The organism is Streptomyces sp. NPDC048523, from assembly GCF_043199815.1.
Classification (GTDB): Bacteria; Actinomycetota; Actinomycetes; order Streptomycetales; family Streptomycetaceae; genus Streptomyces.
This window is the reverse complement of the sequence record NZ_JBICWQ010000011.1, coordinates 85,860-106,891: the sequence shown is the minus strand read 5'-3', so window position 1 is coordinate 106,891 and position 21,032 is coordinate 85,860. Positions and strand designations below refer to the sequence as shown.

Here is a 21,032-nt window from a genome sequence, read left to right as displayed (position 1 = left end):
AGGGCGTCACTTCATCGTCAGGAACCGTTGCACCAGCGCCGCCAGGAACACCGCGAGGAGCGGCAGCGCGAACCAGAAGCTGCTCTGCAGCCACCGCAGCTGCCGCACACTCGGCCGCACCGCGACCCGCACCGCTTCACGGGCCGAGAGCAGCAGGATCAGCGCCAGCGCGGCCAGCGCCCCCACCACCGACCAGGGCGTCCAGGTCACCTGCGGCCCGATCGGCCCCGGATCGGCCTTCGGGACCTTTCCGGCGGGCTGGTCCCGCAGGGCGTACATGGTCACGTCGTCGTTGGTGAGGACCCGCTTGAGCTCCTTGCGGCTGTCGAGGTTGTCGAGCAGCCGCGGCTCCCACGTCGTCGAATAGCCCACGTCCAGCCGCAGATAGGTGACCTGGCTGACGTTGACCATCAGATACGAGTTCGGGCCCGCGTCCTTCAGTGCCTTCACCAGCCCGGACACCAGCACCGGGTCGCTCGGCGCGAGCGTCGGCACGTACGACACCTTCTCCATGTCCTGCGCGCCCCACGGCATCGCCGGCGTCACGTTGTCGAGCGTGTCGTTGGACAGCCACAGCACCCGGACCGTCGGGTCGTCGTGCGCGTAGACGTAGTCCATGGCGGCGACCTCGCCGGGTTGGATCCGCTCGAACGGCTCGTTGCCCCACCGGGCGACCAGGAAGCCGCCGACGAGCAGCAGACCCGCCATCAGCGCGGCCACCGGAGCGAGACTGACCCGGTCCTTCTCGCGCTCCTTCGCGGTGACTCCGGTGCGCGGGAAGAGCGCAAGGGCGGCGAGCAGCCCGGCGCCCGGCAGGGCGAACATGAAGACCCGCAGGGCCATTTCGCCGCCGTACGACTGCATGCCGAAGCCGAGGAACGGCACGAAGGTCAGGACGAGCAGCGCGGCTTCCCGGTACTTGTGGTCGCGCCGCCGCCACCAGCCGTAGCAGGCCAGCGCCATGACCCCGCCCGCCAGCAGCACGCGCACGTACAGGACCAGCTTGTGGGTCGAACTGCCGCCCTCGATACGGCCGGAGACCGACGAGGAGACGTTGCCGCCGACGCCGCCGACCCCGCCGAACAGGTCGTCGAAGTGGCCCGACCAGTACGGTTCGGCCATCCAGCCGATCCAGGCGGCCACCATGACGGCGAACAGGACGGGCAGACCGCGCAGTTCGCTGCGGCCGACCAGGACGAGCACCGCCAGCACGCCGAGCATCACGAACGGGGTGAGCTGGTGGGCGGGCACGCTCGCCGCGAACAGACCGATCAACACCGCGAGCAGGACGGCCCGTTGGCGGCGGTTCGTGGGTTCGACCTCGGCCTCGCCGGGCCGCCGCTTCGTCCAGATCACGCGCGGGGCGCGGAACCAGACGAGCAGGACCGCCACGAACACCAGGTACAGCAGATAGGTGAAGCCCTGCGGGGAGAAGTAGTCCTGGCCGACCCAGCCGCTGAGCACGAAGATCCAGATACCGGTCCACTTGGCCCGCCAGCTCGCCCGCATGTGCCGTACCAGCAGGAACATCGGTACCAGATAGGCGAGTTGGATCGCCGTCGGCCACCAGCGGATGACCTCCGTGAAGTCCGTGACCCCGCACGCCTGCGCCACGAACGCGGCCACCGCGAAGAAGCCCGGCCAGCTCCAGCGGGCGTCCAGGTCGGGCACCGCGGAGCCGGTCCGGTCGATGTAGTCGATGAACCCGAGGTGCTGCCAGGCCGTCGCGAACCGCGGCTCGGCCTCGATCACCGCGGGCAGCGCGTGCAGCGAGAACACGGTCGCCACCAGCGTGATCAGCAGCAGCGCCTTGTGCTCACGGCCCAGCCAGAGCAGCGAGGCGAAGACCACGACCAGGAGCGCGGCGCCGGCCAGTGTGGGCAGCGGCAGGACCGAGACCAGCCCGAGCCCGCCCATCCGGTCCAGGTCGGTCTCGCCCAGACCGAGCGCAGGCACCCAGTACAGGAGCAGTGCGACGGCCAGCAGGCAGCCGAGGAACACCCCGAGCCAGGTGGGCTGCAGCCGCTCCCGCCAGGACAGCGGCCGCGACGGATCCGCGGGCTGCGGCGCCTCCTCCGGTACGGCGGGCTCCTCCGGTACGTCGACCTCCTTGCCTGCGTCGAAGGCCACCTCGAACGGCGCGTCCACCTCCGCCTCGGACGGCCCGACGGACGACTCGGCGCCCGGCTCCCGCGCCTCCACCGGCAGCCCCAGGTCGGACGGCTTCCGCAGCGCCCAGGTCGGCCGGTCGCGCGTCACGCCCGGCACGGGTGTGCCCGTGGGCGGGGTGCCGGGACCCGGGCGTACGTCGGGACGGCGTTCCTGGTGGTCGAAGTCGACGTGGATGCCCAGCGCCAGGGTGTCCTGGTCGAGCGCCCAGCCGGGGCGGCGGGTGCGGCCGGCGGCCGGTACCTCACGCGCCCCGAGGTCGGCGAGGTCGCCGTCGGGAGCCGCGCTCGCGGGGGCCTCGGCGGCCGGGGCGTGCCGGATCGTCCGGTACAGCCGGGGTGCGGCGAGCGCGACGATCACCGCGAGCGAGGAGATCTCGGCGACGCCCGCTCCGGTCAGCCCCATGCGGGGCAGGAGCAGCAGCGTCAGGCCGAGCACCATGGCACACAACAGGCCCTGCAGCCAGGCCAGTCCGGAGGTACGGCTCTGCGCGCGCAACACCGCGAAGTACGTCTCCATGACGACCCGGAGCACCGCGCCGACGGCGAACCAGCGCAGCAGCGGGGTGGCCGCGTCCGCGTAGCCCGAGCCGAACACACCGAGGATCCAGGGCGCCCCGAAGAACAGGATCCCGGCCACCGGCAGCATGATCCGCGCCATCCGCTTCAGCGCGGCACGGGTGTTGGCGGCCAGGCGTGAGGGGTCGTGCGAGCCCTCGACGGTCAGGGAGGCGCCCATGTTGATGGCGAGCAGGTTGCAAGTGCCGCCGATCGTCGTGGTGATGTAGAAGTACGCGTTGTCCTGGGAGCTGACCTGGGACGCCACGATCACCGGGACCAGGTAGACCACGGCGAGCGAGAACAGCGAGCCGGTGTAGTCACCCGCGAGGAAACGCCCGATCTCCCTGAGGGAGGGCGGCTTCGCGTGGTCCTCGGTGGCCTTCACATGGCGCGGCGCCAGACGCCGGAACACCATCCAGCCCAGCGGCAGCACCGAGACGGCGATCGCCGCGACCCACGACACGAAGACACCGGCCGTCGGGATCGCCACCGCGAACGCGACCAGGAGTCCCAGCTTGACCGCGGAGAACACGGTGTTGCCGACCGGCACCCACAGCGCGCTGCGCAGCCCGGTCAGCACGCCGTCCTGGAGGGTGAGCACGTTCCAGGCGACGACGGCGGCGATGAAGCCGAGGCCGTTCACCGGCCCGTGCAGGAACCGGTACGACGGCCCCCACGCGTCCAGGGTGAGCAGGAAGACGACCGCGGCGACCGCCACGAGCACCGAACTGCCCGCGTACGTACGGGCGATGAGGTGAACGGTGGCCCGGCCCGCGACCGGTATGAAGCGGGCCAGCGCTCCGGTCAGGGTCACCGCGGTCAGTCCCGCGAGGAGTTTCATCGCGGCGATCGCGGCGGAGCCCTGGCCGACCGCCGCCTCGGAGTAGTAGCGGGCGGCCGCCAGCCAGAAGCCGAGGCCAAGGACCGCGGAGATACCGGTGTTGAGCATCAGCGCGTAGGCGTTGCGGAACAGCTGGTTGCCGCCGCCCGCGCCCCTGCCGAGGCCGGGCAGCCGAAGACGGCGCCCCGACTGCTCGGGCGCCTTCGCCGCGGTCGACTCGGGCTCGGTCGTGGTCGTCGTGTCAGACACGGGAACGGGAGACCTTCCGGCGGACCTGTCGTGCTCTTCGGACCAACGCGTACCCCTTGGTGAGGGCACGGTCCCTGGCGAAGTCCCGGGCGATCGCACGGCCCTGGACGAGCCGCTCGAACTCCTCGGCCGTGGTGGCGCGGCGCACCGTCAGCCGCGTCAGCGCGTACGGCCCCTGGCGGCGCCGCGCGAGGCCGTTGTTCACGGCGAGGGCCTGGCCGTACCCCGTCTCGCGCACCGCCTCGCGCACCCGGCGGCTGGAGTAGCCGTACGGATAGGCGAGCGAGACCGGCACGGTGCCGAGTTCGTCGGTGACGATCTCCCGGGAGTGGACCAGCTCGTGGCGCAGCGCGGTGTCGTCGAGCTGGTCGAGCTGCGGGTGGGTGTGGGTGTGGCCGCCGATCTCGACGTCCGCCGCGGCGAGTTCGCGGACCTGGTCCCAGTCCAGCGTGGTGTCCAGGCCGCCGCCCGTGTCGTGCGTGCCCCGGATCCAGCCGGTGGAGACGAACACCGTGGCCGTGAAGCCGTGCTTGGCGAGCACGGGCAGGGCGTGCCGGTGGACGCCTTCGTAGCCGTCGTCGAAGGTGATCAGGACGGGCCGCTCGGGCAGCGGCCGGCCGTCGCGCCAGCGGGCCGCGAGGTCGGCGGTCCTGAGCGGCGTGAGGCCCAACTCGCCGATGACGTTCATCTGTTGGGCGAAGGCATCCGGGGACACCGACAGCACGCGGGTGGCGTCGTTCGGGTCGGTGGCGACCGAGTGGTACATGAGGATCGGTACGGGCGGCTCAGCCATCTCTCTCCCCCTGGAGCTCCTCCTGTATCTCCGCCGGTATCTCCGCGACCGAGAACGTGGCCCCGCCCCGCCGCGCCCGAACCGTGCCGACCACGTACCCGCCGGCCGCCGTGAGCACCCCGGCGACGATCGCGCCCGCCCGTCCCGCACCCCCCGGCCGCACCAGCGCGGCGTCCCGCAGCCCGCGCACCACCCCGGCCGGCAGCACCCGGGTGGCGTACCGGCGTTCCGACTCGAGTCCCTTGTCCGCGCCCACACTTCGGGCCACCAGGGCCTTGGACAGACCCTCCGCGTACGCGCGCGTGCGGAAGTACCCGAAGTGCTCGCGCGCCGCGGGCACCCGGTGGTGGATCACCGCCCGGTCGTCGATCAGCAGGACCGCGTCCGGCCTGGCCCGGCTCAGCCGGATGCACAGCTCCGTTTCCTCGCACCCCAGCGGGCGCTTGTCGCCGTCCCGTCCGATGCCGGTGGCGAAGCCGCCCGCCGCGTCGAAGGCGCTGCGGCGGAAGGAGGCGTTGCCGCCCAGGACGTTGCGCACCCGGACCAGGCCGGACGGAATGCCCTTGTAGGTGCAGCCGACCACCCAGTCGAACTCTTCGGGGAACCAGGCCGGCCGCCGCCCCGACGCCCAGATCGGCACCGTACGACCGCCGACCGCCATGACCCGCGGGTCGGCGTAGGCGGCCGCGAAGTGCCGCAGCCAGTCCCGCTCGGCGACGGCGTCGTCGTCCAGGAAGGCGATCACCTCACCGCGTGAGGCGGCGATCCCCGTGTTGCGGCCCGCGGACAGGCCGCGGGGGCCCGCGTTGGCGAACACGCGGACCTCCTCGACTTCCTTGTACTCCTTGGTCAGCCGGTCGAGTAGCGCCGGATTGTGGTCGACGACCAGCAGCGTCTCCAGGGCCGCATACGACTGCGTCCGCACCGAGACGACCGCCGCGAGGATGTCCTCCCAGCGGTCCTCGGTGTACACGCAGATCACGACGGAGATGTCGGGATCGCTCAAGAGACCTCTCCCCGGCGCGAGTCGAGCATCGGCGAGTAGTGGGCGCGACGGCGCAGCGCACGCCGGTTCGACCGCTCCCCGAGGATCACCTTGAGCACCCGGAACCCGTCCCGGACGGCCCGCAGATTGCTCGCGCCGTGGATGCGGAGGTACTCGTAGCTCGGGATCTCCTGCACCTTCAGCCCCGCCTTGACGACCCGGATGTTCATCAGGGTCTCCACCTCGAAGCCGGTGCAGTCGAGGTCGATCTTGTCGAGGCAGTGCCGCCAGAAGGCGTTGTAGCCGTAGCAGAGATCCGTGTAGCGGGCGCCGAACTTGCGGTTGACGATGGTGCACAGCGCCCAGTTGCCGAGCTTGCGGATGAAGGTCATGTCGTCGGTGCCGCCGCCGTTGGCGAAGCGGGACCCCTTGGCGAAGTCCGCGCCCGAGACCAGGGCGGACACATAGGAGACGATCTCGTTGCCGTCGGCCGAGCCGTCCGCGTCGATCATGACGACGATGTCACCGGTGCAGGCCTCGAACCCGGTGATCAGGGCGTCCCCCTTGCCCTTGCCGTGCTGCTTCACGACCTTCACCTCGGGCCACAGTTCGCGGGCCACCGCGACGGTGTCGTCCGTGGAGTTGCCGTCCACCAGCACCACTTCGTGGATCCAGTCGGGCAGGGTCTTGAAGACGTACGGAAGGTTCTCCGCCTCGTTCATGGCGGGTATGACGACACTCACCGGTGGCGTGATGGCCAGGTGAGTGGAGATGGGCCGGTACTGGCTGGCTGTCGGCACATCCTGGCCCGCAGTCGCCGGGCGCAGAACTGAACTCATGAGTCTGGTTCCCTCTCGTCCGGTGGACCGCCCGCCCCTGGGCGGTCCGGTTTGTCGCTCCGGTTCGAAAGGGGGGTTCTGTTCTCACTCACGGCATGCCGGAAGGGATCTCCGTACGTGCCGGGTGAGCTGGCAAAGCTGGCCGACCGCCGTCGTGCTGTGCTTGTTCCAGAGAAACGACAGCCGGTCGCGCGGCACGACTCGGTCACCTGTGCGGTCACCGAGCACGGCACCCCCCTACCGCGCCCCGCGCCCCCGTCGCGGTCCTGAGCCCTCCCCTGGAGCCGCTGAATGACGGGACGGTGCGGGTGTGATGTATGACGGTATTGACGTTTGGACCCGTATGGCAAGACCTGGAACGAGGCCTCACGTTTTTGTTGGTTTGACCGTTACAGTCGCGCCGGAGCGGATCTTTCCCACTTTCTTCAGCAGTCTGTCGGCGGGTTCGAACAGCTCCGGACGTGCCACCACGGCGTTGCGCAGTGCCCGCACCGGAACCCGGCGGACGCGGTGTCCGACCGCGACCGGGTGCCGGCGGGCCACCCACCCCTCCGACACGGTCAGTTCCCGTGTCTTCAGGGAGTCCTTGTACTCCTTCTGACCCCGGCCCAGATCGAGGTACGCGACGCCGTCGGCGGCGGCCGCCTCGGCCATGCGCAGATGCAGGACCAGGCCCGGGGAGTACTTCGCGTACTGCGGGTCGTATGCCGGGAACCAGCAGGCCAGGACGCGTTCGGTGCGCAGCCCGAAGTGGGCGGCGACCGGCTTCCCGTCGGCGTACAGCACCGAGAGGATCCCGGCGAACGGCTCGGAACGGGTGTGGAACAGCTGCTCCACCAGCCGGGCGATCCACTCGTGCGCGAAGCGGTCGCTGCGGCCGGTCCTGCGGTACTGGGCGGACTTCCAGCCCATCAGGGTGCGCAGGGCGGCCGGGTCGCGCTCGTCGTGGACGTAGCGCACCTCGCTCGCCGTGCGGACCAGCCGGCGCTCCTTGGCGAGCGTGGTGCGGGTGAACTTCGGTGAGCGTGCCCGCAGTCCGGCCAGATACGTCGCGTAACCCTGGTCGATGTCCATGACCGGGGACGGGAACCTGCCGGAGGCTCCCGTCTCGAACGGGCCCTGGCCCTCCACCAGATGGTCGAACTCCCAGACGGCCAGCCCGCAGGCGCGCAGCAACTCCCGGGCGTCCCAGGTGAATCCGGGCCGGTGCACCAGTCCCTGGGCGTCAGAGATGCCGAGACCGACGGCCCGGCCGACACCGGCGGCCGTCCTCTGGAAGGGCAGGAACGCGGCGGGCTCGCCCCGCTCCCGTACGACGGCGATCCGCACGCCCCGCCTGAACCGGCCCACCGCGAGCGCGAACTCGGGGGACAGGAACGGGTTCGCCAGGCCCGGCGAGCCGTGCAGATGGGCCTTGGACTGCAGGGCGGTCCACGCCACCCGGTCGGCCGCGCTCAGCTCGCCGGGGCGGTACACGCTGATGTCCACGTCAGAGGTCCCGGCCCTTCGCCGTACGGCGTTGCCGCATCCACACCAGCAGGAGGACGAGGGCGCTGATCACGGCCATCGCCAGGACACCGCCGCGCGCCGACCAGCGGTGCGTGGCCAGCATGCCCTGGGCCACCAGCATGTTGAGGACGACCGAGCCGGCCAGCGAGGCCAGCGCCCGGGCGAATGGATCGAAGCCGCGCAGGGCGGCGGCGATACCGGCGGCGGGTGCCGCGAGCAGGAAGAAGAGCGTGAGCGGGGCGCGCAGCGGTGAGTCGGAGCCGGTGAACGCGAGCAGTGCGCCGAATCCCCCCACCGCGGTCGCGGCGCCGGCGAGCAGTGGCGTCAGGTCTCTGCCCGACGTCGTCGTGGATGTCCCGGTACGTGTGGTCTGCATGGGCGACGTTTCCCCCCAGAAAGCGCCGGATGCCGGGCTTCAATGTCGCGCAGTGCCGTGGGAGCCGTCAAGGCCGACCGGTACGGACGTGGACAGGGGTGTGCCCCCGGAGGCGTGAGTCACCTCCGGGGGCCACCTGTTCGGGTACTACCGCACCAGCTTCAGGAGCTTGTTGGGCGAGCCCGTGCCGGGGCTGGTGACCACGTTGGACGTGGCCCCGCCCACCAGGGCCGTGGCGACCTGGGCCGGGGTGGCCGAGGTGTGCCCGGCGAGGTAGACCGCGGCCGCGCCCGCGACGTGCGGGGTCGCCATCGACGTACCGGAGATGGTGTTGGTCGCGGTGTCGCTGGTGTTCCAGCCCGCCGTGATGGAGGAGCCGGGGGCGAAGACGTCCAGGACCGAGCCGTAGTTGGAGTAGCCGGCCCGGGCGTCGGTGCTGGTGGTGGCGCCGACGGTGATCGCCTCGGTGACGCGGGCCGGGGACGACGAGGAGGCGTTGGCGTTGCTGTTGCCGGCCGCGATCGCGTAGGTCACGCCGCTCGCGATGGAATTCCTGACCGCGGTGTCCAGGGTGGTGGACGCGCCGCCGCCGAGGGACAGGTTGGCGACCGAGGGGCCCGAGTGGTTGGCGGTGACCCAGTCGATGCCCGCGATGACGCCGGCGGTGGTGCCGGAGCCGGCGTTGTCGAGCACGCGCACCGCCACGATCTTCGCCTTCTTGGCGACGCCGTAGGTGGAGCCCGCGATCGTGGTGGCGACATGGGTGCCGTGGCCGTTGCCGTCGGAGGCGGTGGTGTCGCCGTCGACGGCGTCGTAGCCGTAGGAGGCGCGGCCGCTGATCTGGCTGTGGGTGATGCGGACGCCGGTGTCGATGACGTACGCCGTGACACCGCTGCCCGCCGTGTCCGGGTAGGTGTAGGTGCCGGAGAGCGGGAGCGCGGCCTGGTCGATGCGGTCCAGGCCCCACGGGGCGCTGGACTGCGTGGTGTCGGCCACCTGGACCCGCTGGTTCTGCTCCACGGAGGCCACCGACGGGTCCGCCGCGAGTCTCTTCGCCTCGGTCGCCGAGAGCGTGGCGGTGTAGCCGTTGAGCGCGGATCCGAAGGTCTTGCCGACCGTCCCGCCGTACTCCTTGATGAGTCCCTTGCCCGTGCCGGACGAGGACGTGAAGCCCGCGTTCTTCTTCAGCGTGACGATGTAGCTGTCCTTGACGGCCGTGGGGGAGCCGGCGGCGAGGACCCGGCCCTCGGCCGGGGCGGCCTGGGCGGGAAGGGCGGTGAGCCCGCCGACGAGGGCGCCGGCCGTCAGGGTGGTTATCACGGCGAACCGGAAGGTGTTGCTACGCAGTTGTGCCATTACGAGGGAGTCCTCCTCATGGGCGACGGCGCCTGGGTCGGGCGCGCGTCCGTGGGGGGTGTGCACGTGATCGCGCACACGACCGGGAGCGTCGCGTTCCGCTCCGGGCCGATGTAAAGGCTGGGCCATCTACGGGGGTAGAACAAGGGAGTTGAGGAGGAGTCAACAAACCTGTCATGTCCACGAAATCATTGGTGATTTTGGCATGGACACTTCCCGTCGCCACGTGTCGTTGCTACGACGGATACGGCAGAGATCCTGCTAAAGGGAGGTTCCATGAGACGTTCCCGATTTGCCGCGTACGTCGGCTCACTCCTCCTCGCACTCGCCGCAGTCCTCACCGGGACAGGCACCGCCCACGCCGCCGAAGGCCCGTATGTGGCCCTGGGAGACTCCTATTCCTCGGGAGTCGGCGCAGGCAGCTACATCAGTTCCAGCGGCGACTGCAAGCGCAGCACGAAGGCCTACCCCTACCTCTGGGCGGCCGCCCACTCACCCTCGTCGTTCGCGTTCACCGCGTGCTCGGGCGCCCGTACGGGTGATGTTCTGGCGAATCAGCTGACCCCGCTGAACTCCGCCACCGCCCTCGTCTCCCTCAGCATCGGAGGCAACGACGCCGGCTTCTCCGACGTCATGACGACCTGTGTGCTCCAGTCCGACAGCTCCTGCCTGGCCCGGATCAACACCGCGAAGGCGTACGTCGACTCGACCCTCCCGGGCCAACTCGACACCGTCTACTCACAGATCAGCAGCCGGGCCCCCAACGCCCATGTGGTCGTCCTCGGCTACCCCCGCTTCTACCGGCTCGGCACCACCTGCCTCGGCCTCTCCGAGACCAAACGGAAGGCGATCAACGACGCCGCCGACTACCTCGACACCGCCATCGCCAAGCGGGCCGCGGACCACGGCTTCGCCTGGGGTGACGTCCGCTCCGCCTTCACCGGCCACGAACTCTGCTCCGGCAGCGCCTGGCTGCACAGCCTCAACCTGCTCAACATCGGCGAGTCCTACCACCCGACCGCGGCCGGCCAGTCCGGCGGCTACCTTCCGGTCCTGAACAGCGCGGCCTGATCCCCTCTCACGGGGACGCAGTGGGGGAGGCCTCGCCGGTGGTACCGGTCGGGGTCTCCGCCACGCAGGTCAACGAGAAGGGCACAGGGTCGGACGTCTTCTCCACGGGATCGCGGACCTCCACGCTGATGGTGTCCTCGAACGTCCCGCTGTCGTCCTGCGTGGTGACGAACCGCCGCTCCTCCTGCGTCCTGTCACCACCGGCCGGGAAGCTGAGCGTCTTCCAACTGCCGTTCACCGAACCGTTCTCCGACACCCAGCGGTACGTCACCGTCGCCGGGAGCCGGCCGACCGTCAGCGTGACCGTGAAGGTGGGGGCCGCGGACCTGTCCGGCGGACAGCTGCCCGTGTAGTCGGTGTGCGAGCCCGACAGCGAGACGTCCACCGACTGCGGCGGGGGCGCGCTCGTGGTGCTCTTGCTCGGACTCGGGGACGGGGTGTCGCTGGGCTCGTCCGAGGTGGTCGGTGCGGGTGAACTCACCGCCGGACTGCTGTCCTTGGCGGTCGCCCCGTCCGGGTCGCCGTTGTCGCGGTTCAGCAGCGCGTACGTCAGCCCCGCGATCGCCAGCGCCAGGGCCAGCCCGCCCGCGACCAGGACGACGGTCGCACGGCGGTTGCGCTCCGGGGGCCGGGAGCGCGCGGTGGGAGTGGAGGTCGGCGTGGGCACGGGTCGGTACGGGGCCGTCGACGGCTCCTGCGGGAAGGGCGCCGCGACGGTCGGGGCGTAGGGCCCCGCCTGCACGGCGTCCGCCCGGGGCGTACCTCCCGCCCCGATGATCCGCAGCTCCTGCTCCGCCCGGTCGGCGGGCAGCCGCTCCGCGGGATCCTTGCGCAGCAGCCCCTCGATCACCGGCGCGAGCGGACCGGCCCGGTACGGCGGCGGCAGCTCCTCGTCCACGATCGCGCGCAGGGTGCTCAGCGGGGTGTTCTGCCGGAAGGGGGAGTTTCCCTCGACGGCGGCGTACAGCAGCACGCCCAGCGACCACAGGTCGGACTCCGGGCCCGGCGTGCGGCCGAGCGCCCGCTCCGGGGCCAGGAACTCGGGCGAGCCGATGACCTCGCCGGTCATCGTCAGCGCCGAACTGCCCTCCACCTGGGCGATGCCGAAGTCGGTGAGCACCACTCGGCCGTCGTTCGACAGCAGCACGTTGGCGGGCTTCACGTCCCGGTGCAGCACCCCGGCCTCGTGCGCGGCGCGCAGCGCGGAGAGCACCTCGGCACCGATGTGCGCGGTCCGCTGCGGGCTGAGCGGGCCCTCCGCGTCCAGGAGTTCGGCGAGCGAGATACCGCGCACCAGTTCCATGACGATCCACGGGCGGCCGTCCTCGGTGGCCACGTCGTACACCGTCACCACATTGCGGTTGGCGACCCGCGCCGCCGCCCACGCCTCGCGCTCCAGGCGGGCGTACAACCGCTCCACCTCGTGAGTCGCCAGGCCGTGCGGCGCGCGCACCTCCTTGACGGCGACCTCGCGGTGCAGCACCTCGTCGCGGGCTCGCCACACGGTTCCCATGCCGCCCTCGCCGAGCGGGGACAGGAGGCGGTAGCGGCCCGCGATCACTCGTTCACTGCCCGGTTCTTCGGACACGGGCGTCCCCCATTCGCATCCGGGCGAAATCTCCACTCCGCGTGATGTCGCGCGTGAATTCTGTATGGGTCATTTCCGTACGCGTCATTTCTGTACAAAAGTAGCTCAGCCGAGTGCGGATGCCGCCCCCTTGAGCACCAACCCTGCCCCGAGAGCCACCACGACGAACGCCGACATCAGGGGCGCGGTCCTGCGCACCAGCGCGGTCATCGGGCTCGCGGCCAGGCGGGGGCGCCTGTCCAGCAGCCGTGTGACTCCACTGCCCAGCCTGACGACGGCGAATCCGGCCGCGGTCAGGGTCAGGGCCAGCCCGACGCCGTACGCCACGACGAGCAGCAGTCCGAACCAGGCCTGCCCGAGCGCGGCGGCACCGACGAGCACGACGACCGCGGAGGGGCTGGGCACGAGACCGCCGGCGAAGCCGAGGAGGAGCGTGCCGCGGAGGGTGGGGGCGACGGCGTGGGTGTGGGTGAAGCCGCCGTGGGTGTGTTCCAGGGCGTGGGTGTGGCCGTGGTCGTGGTCGTGCTCGTGAGGGTGCGGATGCCCGTGATCGTGGGTGTGCCCGTGATCGTGAGTGTGGCCGTGGTCGTGCGTGTGGGGGTGCGGGTGCGCCTCCGCCGTCGCCCGGGCGGTCTCCGTGTGGGCGGCGACCAGGACCAGCTCGCGCTCCTCGGGCTTCTTGGTGGGGTGCGGGTGGGGGTGGTCGTGCGTGTGCCCGTGCTGGTGTGCGCGGGTGCGCAGGGCCCGGCGCAGCAGGGTGACGCCCGCCGCGGTCACCATCACCCCGCTCGCGATGCCCAGCCACGCGATCACCGAGGGCGCGGCCGCCGAGCCGGCCGTGACGAGGAGGCCCAGGGCGACCACGCCCAGGGTGTGGGTGACGGTCACGGAGGCGGCCAGCGGCAGGACGTCCTTCATCCGGGCCTTGCCGCCGCGCGCCGCCGCCACCGCGGCCATCAGCGTCTTGCCGTGCCCCGGGGCCAGCGCGTGCATCGCGCCGAGGACGACCGCGATGAGCAGGGCGAGCGCCGCGAAGCCGACGGTGAGGTCGTGCCGGGCGACCAGGGAGTCCAGGGCGCGCGTCCAGCGGTCGGCGCCACGGGGCAGCACGGAGGCGGCGGGGGCGTCCGACCGCTCCTCACCGAGGGCCGCTCCACCGGGCCGCACGCGGAGGGCGGCGGTCACGGTGTCGGCGGGCGAGGAGAGCAACTCCTGGGGATAGGTGGTCAGTTCGTTCGAGACCGACTTCGCGGGCACGTCCGACCTCGTGAGCGTCATCCGGTCGCCGCGCGCGGTGATCTCGCGCCAGCCGGGTCCGGAGTCGGTGCCCGCGCTGTGGAAGCCGAGCGTGACGGTGGCGTCCTCGGGCAGCGGGGCGGTCAGCTGGCACTCCACGCGCAGGGTGTCGAGTCCCGCCTGACCGGGACGCACGCGCGCGTGGCTGGTCCGCACGGTGAGAGCGGCCGTACGGCCGTCGACGGTGACCTTGCCGCCCTCCGCAGCCTGCTGGCAGCGCCGGGCGGCCCACTCGGTCATGCCGAGCTTCTCGATGTCCGGCTTGGCCTGGGTGGCCGGGATCTCGGCGAGGTCCTCGACGTGGTCGACGCGCAATTGCCCAGGGGCGGCGACGAGACCGTCGTAGCGATTGACGGTGAAGTTGCCGAGGGGGTGGGCGCTCGCGCTGCCGGAAGGGAGCAGTGCGAGCGCACAAGCCGCCGTCAGGACGGCCGTGAGGGACGCGAACAGACGGCGGGGCTTCACTCGGAGGCCTCCTTGAGAGCCTTGCGGGCCTCGCGGGCGCCGAGGGGGGAGAATCCGGGGTTGAGCTTCAGGGCGGAATGCAGAAGGCTCCGGCCCTCCTTCTCGTCGCCCGCGGCGAGTTCGACGATCCCGCGGTGGTAGAGGAAGGAGGCGTTGCGGTAGCCGGTGGCGGTGGCCTGCCGGGCGTACGGCAGGGCCTCCTTGTCCCGGCCGTTCACGTGCAGGGCCCACGCGAGGGCGTCCGCCGTGTGCACGGTGTGCCGGCGGGCCCACTCGGCGCGGGCGGCGCGCAGGGCGGCGGCCTTGTCGCCGTGGTCGGCGGCGGCCATCGCGGTGTCGAGGTCGGCGTTGACGCCGTTGGCGCGGGCGAGGGCCGTCCAGGCGTCCACGAGCGCGTACTGGTCGCCCGCCTTCGCCTTGTCGCCGTCACCGCCCCGGTCCTCGTACAGCTCCCCGAGCGCGACGAGCGGCCCCGGCAGCGGATACCGGGCCACGACGGCCTCCATGCCCTTGATCGCGGCGGCGCGGTCCCCGCTCGCGGCCTGGGCGCGGGCCCTGCCCTCCAGCGCCGGGAGGTAGGCGTCGTCGGCGGCGAGGGCGCGGGCGTAGTCGGACAGGGCCGTGTCGTAGTCGCTCTGGTTCCAGGCGAGTTGGCCCAGCGCGCTGGCCACGTAGGCGATGTCGCCCGGGGTGGTCGCGGTCGACAGGGCGCGCTCCAGGACGGTGCGTGCGGTGCGGACGTCGCCGCGCAGTTCGTGGACGTAGGCGTAGCGGGTGAACACCGGGATGCCGGGACGGCGTTCGTCCGCGAGGTCCGCGGCCTTCGACGCCTCGGCGTAGCGGCCGAGTTCGACGAGGGAGTCGATCCGGGAGGAGAGGGCCCGCTCGTTGTACGGGTTCTGCTTCAGCGTCCTGTCGGCGTACGTGAGGGCGCCCTTGAAGTCGTGCCGGGCCGCGGCGAGGGCGGCGAGACCGGTGAGTCCCTGGTCATTGTCGGGCTCCAACTCCAGTGACCTCTTCAGGGCTTGCTCGGCCTGCGGGTACCGCGAGGGGTCCCCCTTGGTCCGTGCCTGCTCGACGTAGGCGAGTCCGAGAGTGGCCCAGCTGCCGAAGTCCTTGGGCTGGGCGCGCAGATGGGTCTGGATCGCCCTGATGCCCGCGTCGAGGTCCCCACTCGCCATGAGGCCGGGGGAGAGTGCCGACGACGAACTGGCGACGGTCGCGGTACCACCGTCCCGCAGCGCCCCGAAGGCGATCGACCCACCCGTCAGGGCGACGGCCAACAGGGCGGCGCATCCGGCGAGTTGAGCCGCCCGCCAGCGCCGCCCGGCCTCCGAGACCCGCCGCACGGCGGCGACCTTCTCCTCGTCGGCCTGAGCAGGCGGCTCCTGAGCAGAGGGCTCATGGGCAGAGGGCGCCACGGTCTCCGACGGTCCGTCGTGCTCGTTCTCGGGTGCGCTGTCGGTCGTAGAGCCGGACATTGCCCTCTCCTCGTCAGATCGTGATCGTGTGTGCGGCGCGGCCCGCACCGTGGGGGATGAGTACGTGCGGGCCGCGCCAGTGAAGGGGACAGCAGGGCCTAGTAGGCCCGCCGCCGCATCCGTCGCCACCACATGAGCGCCGCTCCGATGAGCACGATCCCGGCCGCACCCGCGCCCGCGGACCCGGCGATCAGGCTCATGTTGTCGGAGGAACCGGAGGCACCCGCCGGGGACAGCGCGTCGCCGAGCTGGTTGCGGACGTCGTTGCCCGAGGTCGTGCCCTTGGCCAGCGGCCCACGGGATCCCTCGGTCGGCAGTGCCACGTACGGGAACGACTTCTCGAAGTCCTTGTCGTTCTTGTCGACCGCGTCACCGAGGTCGTTCTTGGACCCGACCAGCTCACCCTCGACGACCTGGAGCGAGGCGTCGATCACGTCGTCGGTCAGCCGACGCCCGTTCGGGAACCCGGCGTTGTCGCCATCAAGCACACCGAGCCGCTTCGGAGAATCGGTGGGCTTGATGGACGTGTTGAGGCGCAGCTCCTCCGCGGGCCGCACGTAGGGAGGCTGGTTGAGCCCCTTCACACCCTTGAGGAACACGTCCACGAGGTCGTTGCGGGGCTCCTTCGGGGCGGGGATCTTGTAGATCGCCTCGATGAGCTTCGGCAGTTCGGGGTTGGTCACGTTCTTCAGAAACTGGCCGTCGTCGTACGGCGAGGACGCGTTGAACTTGTCCTTGTCCTTCAGCGGGTTGACGACCTCGTTGACCAGCGGGTTGCCCAGGCGCGACACCTGCGAGTAGTACCCCTGCGCGTTCCTGCGCTGGGTCGTGGACCAGATCCCCACGATCGGCTGGTGCGAGGACTCGGCGATCATGTCCGTCGGGACCTGCAGCGCGATCGAGTTGACGTTGTAGCCCTTGAGCGTGTCGTTGCCGACCTCGGTGAGGTTCCCGCCGTACAGCAGGTCGAAGACGCGCAGGTCGGCGAAGAACGGGTCGTCGGCCTGGCCGGCGAACGACGCCGAGTCGTTGGGGAGCTTGTAGACCGCCTGGTCCCGCAGCTTCTCGTAGTTCGGCATGGAGGCCTTGCCGACGTTCGACGGCGCCACCGGGACGTCGTCCGCGATCTTCGTCTTGTACTTGACCTTCTGGTTCTTCAGCTGGAAGAGCTCGACGTCGTACGTCTGCGTGACGTTCAGGTCCGGGTCGTCGAGGCTCTCGACCACGCCCGTGTTGTACAGGAACGACTTCTTGTTCTTCACATGCGTCTTGAAGGTGAAGCGGTACAGCAGATCGCCCTGACCGTCACCGTTGTTGTCGATGTGGAGGTCGTACTGCGCGTCCTCGGCGAACTGGTAGAAGTTCGGGCCGCCGCCGGGCTCCTCGAACGGGATCCAGTTGGCGACGATCGTCGTCGAGTCCGGCTTGTCGGGGCTGACGAACGCGTACACGTCCGTGTTGTCGTACTGCGGGTCGCCCGAGATCAGCGGGGCCTCCCGGTGACTGGAGGCGGAGGCCGCCCCGGGTTCCAGCGTGGCCACGCCGGCGGCTGCGAGCCCACCGGCGGCCAGCGCGCCACAGATGAGGGTCGCAAGGCTGCTGCGTCCCGAGCCGTTCCTGGAGATAGGTGTCATGCCGTCCGTCCTCAGTCCAACTTGCCTGACGCCGGTGATTCGGAGTGGTGGGCGGGCCGGATTGGTCGAATCTCAAAACTTCTTTTCTGCTGCTCGACCCGCGTTTTCGGCCCTCTGATCCGTAACCCCGTACGGAGGTGTGTGCGTTGCGAGTACCTCGTGGGACGGGACGGCCCAGGTGCGGGTTTGCGGGAGGGGGCGGCGAGTTGGAGGCGGACGAGCTTCTGATGCTCGTGGCGGGAGGGGACCAGAGGGCATTCGAGGAGCTCTACGGGCTCGTGGCCGGGCCGGTGTTCGGGCTCGTACGGCGTGTGGTGCGTGATCCGGCGCAGTCGGAGGAGGTGTCGCAGGAAGTGCTGCTCGAATGCTGGCGGTCCGCCGCGCGGTTCGACCCGCGCCGGGGCAGCGCGCTGTCCTGGGTCCTCACCCTCGCGCACCGCCGTGCCGTCGACCGGGTGCGCAGCGCCCGCGCGGCCGGTGAACGCGATCAGCGCGAGGCACGCCGATCCCATCACCCCGCCTTCGACCAGGTGACCGAGGAGGTCGAGGCGGGCCTCGAACGCGAGTGGGTGCGCCGGTGCCTGGAGCGGCTGACCGAACTCCAGCGCCAGTCCGTGACTCTCGCCTACTACGACGGCTACACGTACCGTGAAGTGGCCGAGCGGCTCAGCCTGCCGCTGGGGACGGTGAAGACACGGATGCGTGACGGACTGACCCGCTTGCGGGAGTGCCTGGGAGGTGCGGCATGAGCCTCTTCCGCCGGGAAGACCTCCACTCCCTCGCGGCCCCGTACGCCCTCGACGCGCTGGAACCCGCCGAACGGACCCGCTTCGAGCGGCACCTCAAGGACTGCGACAGCTGTGCGGCGGACGTGCGCGTGCTGTCCGAGGACGCGGTACGGCTCGCCTGGTCGGCCGCCGCCCCGCCGCCGCTCGCGATGCGCGACCGGGTGCTGTCCGCCGTACGCACCATCCCGCAGGAGCCCGCCGTACGGCCCGAACCGGCCCGTGTGCGGCCGGAGCCGGCCCGTGCGCGCAGGTCGCAGCTGCCGCCGCATGTCTGGGGCGCGCAGCCGCCCCCCAGGCAGCGTCAGAGGCGGCCGCTGTTCGCGCCCTTCGCGACGGCCACCGCGGCCGCGGCCCTCGTCGTCGCCTCCCTGTTCGCCGTCCAGGCCAACCGGACCCAGGACGAACTGGACGCGCAGAGGGCCCAGGCCAGTGAGATCGCCCACGTTCTCCAGGCCGCGGACGCCCGGTCGAGTCGGGGGCAGGACGCCCAGGGCCGGAGTATCGCAGTGGTCGCTTCCGCGGCCGAAGGACGCGCGGTCGTCACCCTGAGCGGGTACGAGGCGCCCCCGAGCGGCCGCGTGCGTCAACTGTGGGTCATGCGCCCCGACGAGCAACCGCGCTCCCTCGGGCTCTTCGCCGCCGACACGCCCTTGGTCGCGAGCGGACTCGACAAGTCCGCCACATCACTCGCTGTGACGGTCGAGCCCGACGGTGGGTCACCACAGCCCACTACCCAGCCGATTGTCCAACTCGCCCTGAAATCGGCAGGATTCGGAGAGTAATCATGGAGGGGTCGTCAACACCCTTGCGGGGAAGGTGAATCCTGTGACGCCGATACACGTGTGCCCCGACGGGGCGATAGGGTTACCCTGCCCGGGCCGGGTGGACTCGTACGGGTGGGGAGTGACATGGAACAGATAACAGTGCGCAGGGCGAGGGTCCCTGCGATCACCTGCGGGAGCAGCGCGACCAGTTCGCGCCTCGACCGCCATCTCTCGGTGCTGTCGGGACCTGCCGTCCCGCAGCGCGAGGCGGCCGAGGCGACGTCACTGATGCGCGAGCTGACCGCGCGTGACAGCACCAAGCAGGAGCGCAGTGACAGGGGTGCGCGGGTTCGCCGTGTCTCGCTGTTCGCGCCACTGCGCCGACTGCGCCGTTCGCTGTTCGGCGGACACTGAGCCCTCGCCGCCCGGTATCGTGCTGCGATCCTGCCCGTCGTCCCCACGGCATGCAGCACGATCCAGGTGACCGAACTCCCCTCCCGGCAAGAGGCGTTCACCCCTCGCCGTGTGCGTACCTCCGTACGGCGAGCGGCGCGAAGACCGCGAGCAGCACCCCGCACCACATCAGCGACCCGGCGATCGGATGCGCCACCGGCCAGGCGGCCCCCTCCGGCACCGGGGCGTTCCCGAACAGGTCCCGCAGGGCCGTGGTCACCGCGCTGATCGGGTTCCACTCGGCGAGGGTGCGCAGCCACCCGGGCAGCCCCTCGGCCGGGATGTACGCGTTCGACAGCAGCGGCAGGATGAACGTCGCCCCGCCCAGCTGTCCCGCGGCCTCCTCGCTGCGGGTCAGCAGGCCGAGGAAGATGCCGATCCAGGTGGTCGCGAACCGGAACAGCAGCAGCAGCCCGGCGGCACCCACCGCTTGCAGCGCGGATCCCTCGACGCGCCAGCCCACCGCGAGCCCCACCAGCAGGAACGGCACCGTCCCGGCGGCGGTGACCACCACGTCCGCGACCGACTGCCCCAGCGGCACGGCCGCCCGGCTGATCGGCAGGGTGCGCAGCCGGTCCGTCACGCCCCGGTGGACGTCCTGGGCCGCCTGGAACATCCCGGTCATGATCCCGTTCGCCGCCGTCGCCACCAGCAGGCCCGGCACCAGGTAGGACCGGTACTGCTCGCCCGGCATCGGCAGCGCGCTGCCGAAGACGTAGCCGAAGAACAGCAGCATGGTGATCGGCATGGTCTGGGTCAGGATCAGCAGCCCCGGATTGTTCCGGACCCGCCGCAGCTGACGGCCCAGCATCGCGGTGCCGTCGTGGGTCAGCGTGCTCATACCGCGAGCTCCTTGGTGAGTCGCAGGAAGACGTCGTCGAGGGTCGGCGGCCGGATGCTCGCGTCCAGCAACGGCACTCCCGCCGCGTCCAGTTCACGCACCAGCCGGGGCAGTGTGAGGGTGGCGTCCCGGGTGACGGCGCCGACCGCGTTCCGGTCGTGGTCGAACGACGGTTCCCCGCCGGTGAGCTGATCGAGGACCCCGGCCGCCTTCACCAGCAGGTCCGCGTCCGCGACGACGATCTCGACGTGCGTCCCGATCAGCGCCTTGAGCTGGGCCGGCGAACCCGTGTGCGCGACCCGCCCCCTGTCCACCAGGGCTATGTCGTGGGCGAGTCGGTCGGCCTCCTCCAGGTACTGCGTGGTCAGCAGCACGGTCGTGCCGTCCGCCGTCAGATCGCGCACGGCGTCCCAGATGAGGTTGCGGCTGGCCGGGTCGAGACCGGTCGTCGGCTCGTCGAGGAACAGGATCTCCGGGCGGCGGATCAGGCTCGCCGCCAGGTCGAGGCGGCGGCGCATGCCACCCGAGTACGTGGACGCGGCCCGGTCGGCGGCCCCGGCCAGCCCGAAGCGGTCCAGCAGCTCGGCGGCCCGCTCGGCCGGCCCCCGCACCCGGTGCAGCCGGGCGAACAGCTTGAGGTTCTGCCGCCCGGTGAGGTCCCCGTCGACCGACGCGTACTGCCCGGTGACGGAGATGGCGCGCCGTACGGCCTCCGGTTCCCTGACGAGGTCGTGTCCGGCGACCCGCGCGGAGCCGGCGTCCGGCCGCAGCAGCGTGGTCAGCAGCCGTACGGCCGTGGTCTTGCCGGCGCCGTTGGGGCCGAGGAGCCCGCAGACCGTGCCTGCGGGGACGGCGAGATCGAGGCCGCGCAGGGCATGGACCTCCCCGAACCGCTTCTCCAGACCTTCACTAAGTACAGCGTACGTAGAAGTCATGGGGTGACCATAGCGCACTACGTACGCTGTACGTAACTA

At 71.1% G+C, this 21,032-nt stretch carries 17 protein-coding genes; 4 read left to right on the top strand and 13 right to left on the bottom strand.

The annotated features are described in order from the left end of the window. Window positions 1-6: 6 nt before the first annotated feature. From ACGFWE_RS38265 to ACGFWE_RS38235, 7 genes are all read right to left on the bottom strand, one after another. Window positions 7-3,819 (bottom strand): lipopolysaccharide biosynthesis protein, encoded by a 3,813-nt coding sequence (locus tag ACGFWE_RS38265; RefSeq protein ID WP_393604800.1) that lies wholly within the window; start codon window positions 3,817-3,819, stop codon window positions 7-9. After that, window positions 3,812-4,612, bottom strand: coding sequence for a polysaccharide deacetylase family protein (locus ACGFWE_RS38260; RefSeq protein ID WP_393604798.1), 801 nt, complete (start codon window positions 4,610-4,612; stop codon window positions 3,812-3,814). The genes ACGFWE_RS38265 and ACGFWE_RS38260 overlap by 8 nt, the downstream gene beginning before the upstream one ends. Next, window positions 4,605-5,618: a glycosyltransferase gene (locus tag ACGFWE_RS38255; protein WP_393604796.1), complete on the bottom strand. Its 1,014-nt coding sequence runs from the start codon at window positions 5,616-5,618 to the stop codon at window positions 4,605-4,607. Before ACGFWE_RS38255 ends, ACGFWE_RS38260 begins: the two co-directional genes overlap by 8 nt. Beyond that, window positions 5,615-6,436, bottom strand: coding sequence for a glycosyltransferase family 2 protein (locus tag ACGFWE_RS38250; RefSeq protein WP_280867433.1), 822 nt, complete (start codon window positions 6,434-6,436; stop codon window positions 5,615-5,617). Before ACGFWE_RS38250 ends, ACGFWE_RS38255 begins: the two co-directional genes overlap by 4 nt. Window positions 6,437-6,802: 366 nt before the next feature. Next, window positions 6,803-7,924, bottom strand: coding sequence for a GNAT family N-acetyltransferase (locus ACGFWE_RS38245; protein ID WP_393604794.1), 1,122 nt, complete (start codon window positions 7,922-7,924; stop codon window positions 6,803-6,805). 1 nt (window position 7,925) lies between these two features. After that, window positions 7,926-8,321, bottom strand: coding sequence for a hypothetical protein (locus tag ACGFWE_RS38240; RefSeq protein ID WP_352390878.1), 396 nt, complete (start codon window positions 8,319-8,321; stop codon window positions 7,926-7,928). Window positions 8,322-8,468: 147 nt separating this feature from the next. Next, window positions 8,469-9,677: a S8 family peptidase gene (locus ACGFWE_RS38235; protein ID WP_393604792.1), complete on the bottom strand. Its 1,209-nt coding sequence runs from the start codon at window positions 9,675-9,677 to the stop codon at window positions 8,469-8,471. Between the two features lie 276 nt (window positions 9,678-9,953). Here ACGFWE_RS38235 and ACGFWE_RS38230 point away from each other — a divergent pair, with 276 nt between their 5' ends. Then, window positions 9,954-10,748 (top strand): SGNH/GDSL hydrolase family protein, encoded by a 795-nt coding sequence (locus tag ACGFWE_RS38230; RefSeq protein WP_393604790.1) that lies wholly within the window; start codon window positions 9,954-9,956, stop codon window positions 10,746-10,748. Between the two features lie 7 nt (window positions 10,749-10,755). On the opposite strand, the gene ACGFWE_RS38225 is transcribed toward ACGFWE_RS38230, so the two are convergent. The 4 genes from ACGFWE_RS38225 to ACGFWE_RS38210 all read right to left on the bottom strand — a co-directional run bounded on the left by ACGFWE_RS38225 (window position 10,756) and on the right by ACGFWE_RS38210 (window position 17,212). Further along, the gene (locus ACGFWE_RS38225; RefSeq protein ID WP_393604788.1) at window positions 10,756-12,336 is read right to left on the bottom strand and encodes a serine/threonine-protein kinase; all 1,581 of its coding nucleotides are present in this window, start codon (window positions 12,334-12,336) and stop codon (window positions 10,756-10,758) included. A gap of 105 nt (window positions 12,337-12,441) precedes the next feature. Continuing rightward, window positions 12,442-14,097 carry a sulfite exporter TauE/SafE family protein gene (locus ACGFWE_RS38220; protein WP_393604786.1) on the bottom strand — a complete coding sequence of 552 codons (1,656 nt, stop codon included), beginning with the start codon at window positions 14,095-14,097 and terminating at the stop codon, window positions 12,442-12,444. Further along, on the bottom strand, window positions 14,094-15,578 hold the full coding sequence (locus ACGFWE_RS38215) for a tetratricopeptide repeat protein (protein WP_393604784.1): 1,485 nt from the start codon (window positions 15,576-15,578) through the stop codon (window positions 14,094-14,096). Before ACGFWE_RS38215 ends, ACGFWE_RS38220 begins: the two co-directional genes overlap by 4 nt. 98 nt (window positions 15,579-15,676) lie before the next feature. Continuing rightward, a complete protein-coding gene (locus ACGFWE_RS38210) occupies window positions 15,677-17,212 on the bottom strand; it encodes a DUF4331 domain-containing protein (RefSeq protein ID WP_393604782.1) in 1,536 nt (511 codons plus the stop codon). A 206-nt stretch (window positions 17,213-17,418) separates the two neighbouring features. Here ACGFWE_RS38210 and ACGFWE_RS38205 point away from each other — a divergent pair, with 206 nt between their 5' ends. From ACGFWE_RS38205 to ACGFWE_RS38195, 3 genes are all read left to right on the top strand, one after another. Continuing rightward, window positions 17,419-17,961, top strand: a complete 543-nt coding sequence (locus ACGFWE_RS38205; RefSeq protein WP_352390885.1) for a sigma-70 family RNA polymerase sigma factor — start codon at window positions 17,419-17,421, stop codon at window positions 17,959-17,961. Continuing rightward, window positions 17,958-18,782 (top strand): anti-sigma factor, encoded by an 825-nt coding sequence (locus ACGFWE_RS38200; RefSeq protein WP_352390886.1) that lies wholly within the window; start codon window positions 17,958-17,960, stop codon window positions 18,780-18,782. The genes ACGFWE_RS38205 and ACGFWE_RS38200 overlap by 4 nt, the downstream gene beginning before the upstream one ends. A gap of 126 nt (window positions 18,783-18,908) precedes the next feature. Continuing rightward, window positions 18,909-19,178, top strand: coding sequence for a hypothetical protein (locus tag ACGFWE_RS38195; RefSeq protein WP_352390887.1), 270 nt, complete (start codon window positions 18,909-18,911; stop codon window positions 19,176-19,178). A 97-nt stretch (window positions 19,179-19,275) separates the two neighbouring features. Here the strand turns inward: ACGFWE_RS38195 and ACGFWE_RS38190 are convergent, their stop codons facing one another. Together ACGFWE_RS38190 and ACGFWE_RS38185 are read right to left on the bottom strand one after the other, a co-directional pair. Beyond that, window positions 19,276-20,058: an ABC transporter permease gene (locus ACGFWE_RS38190; RefSeq protein ID WP_393604779.1), complete on the bottom strand. Its 783-nt coding sequence runs from the start codon at window positions 20,056-20,058 to the stop codon at window positions 19,276-19,278. Beyond that, window positions 20,055-20,993 (bottom strand): ATP-binding cassette domain-containing protein, encoded by a 939-nt coding sequence (locus tag ACGFWE_RS38185; RefSeq protein WP_352390889.1) that lies wholly within the window; start codon window positions 20,991-20,993, stop codon window positions 20,055-20,057. The genes ACGFWE_RS38190 and ACGFWE_RS38185 overlap by 4 nt, the downstream gene beginning before the upstream one ends. Between the last annotated feature and the right edge of the window lie 39 nt (window positions 20,994-21,032).

Coding starts and splice junctions, on each gene's coding strand:
- ACGFWE_RS38260 (WP_393604798.1), bottom strand. CDS start 4,612: ATGGCTGAGCCGCCCGTACCGATCCTCATGTACCACTCGGTCGCCACC.
- ACGFWE_RS38230 (WP_393604790.1), top strand. CDS start 9,954: ATGAGACGTTCCCGATTTGCCGCGTACGTCGGCTCACTCCTCCTCGCA.
- ACGFWE_RS38195 (WP_352390887.1), top strand. CDS start 18,909: ATGGAACAGATAACAGTGCGCAGGGCGAGGGTCCCTGCGATCACCTGC.
- ACGFWE_RS38240 (WP_352390878.1), bottom strand. CDS start 8,321: ATGCAGACCACACGTACCGGGACATCCACGACGACGTCGGGCAGAGAC.
- ACGFWE_RS38250 (WP_280867433.1), bottom strand. CDS start 6,436: ATGAGTTCAGTTCTGCGCCCGGCGACTGCGGGCCAGGATGTGCCGACA.
- ACGFWE_RS38215 (WP_393604784.1), bottom strand. CDS start 15,578: ATGTCCGGCTCTACGACCGACAGCGCACCCGAGAACGAGCACGACGGA.
- ACGFWE_RS38235 (WP_393604792.1), bottom strand. CDS start 9,677: ATGGCACAACTGCGTAGCAACACCTTCCGGTTCGCCGTGATAACCACC.
- ACGFWE_RS38190 (WP_393604779.1), bottom strand. CDS start 20,058: ATGAGCACGCTGACCCACGACGGCACCGCGATGCTGGGCCGTCAGCTG.
- ACGFWE_RS38185 (WP_352390889.1), bottom strand. CDS start 20,993: ATGACTTCTACGTACGCTGTACTTAGTGAAGGTCTGGAGAAGCGGTTC.
- ACGFWE_RS38200 (WP_352390886.1), top strand. CDS start 17,958: ATGAGCCTCTTCCGCCGGGAAGACCTCCACTCCCTCGCGGCCCCGTAC.
- ACGFWE_RS38210 (WP_393604782.1), bottom strand. CDS start 17,212: ATGACACCTATCTCCAGGAACGGCTCGGGACGCAGCAGCCTTGCGACC.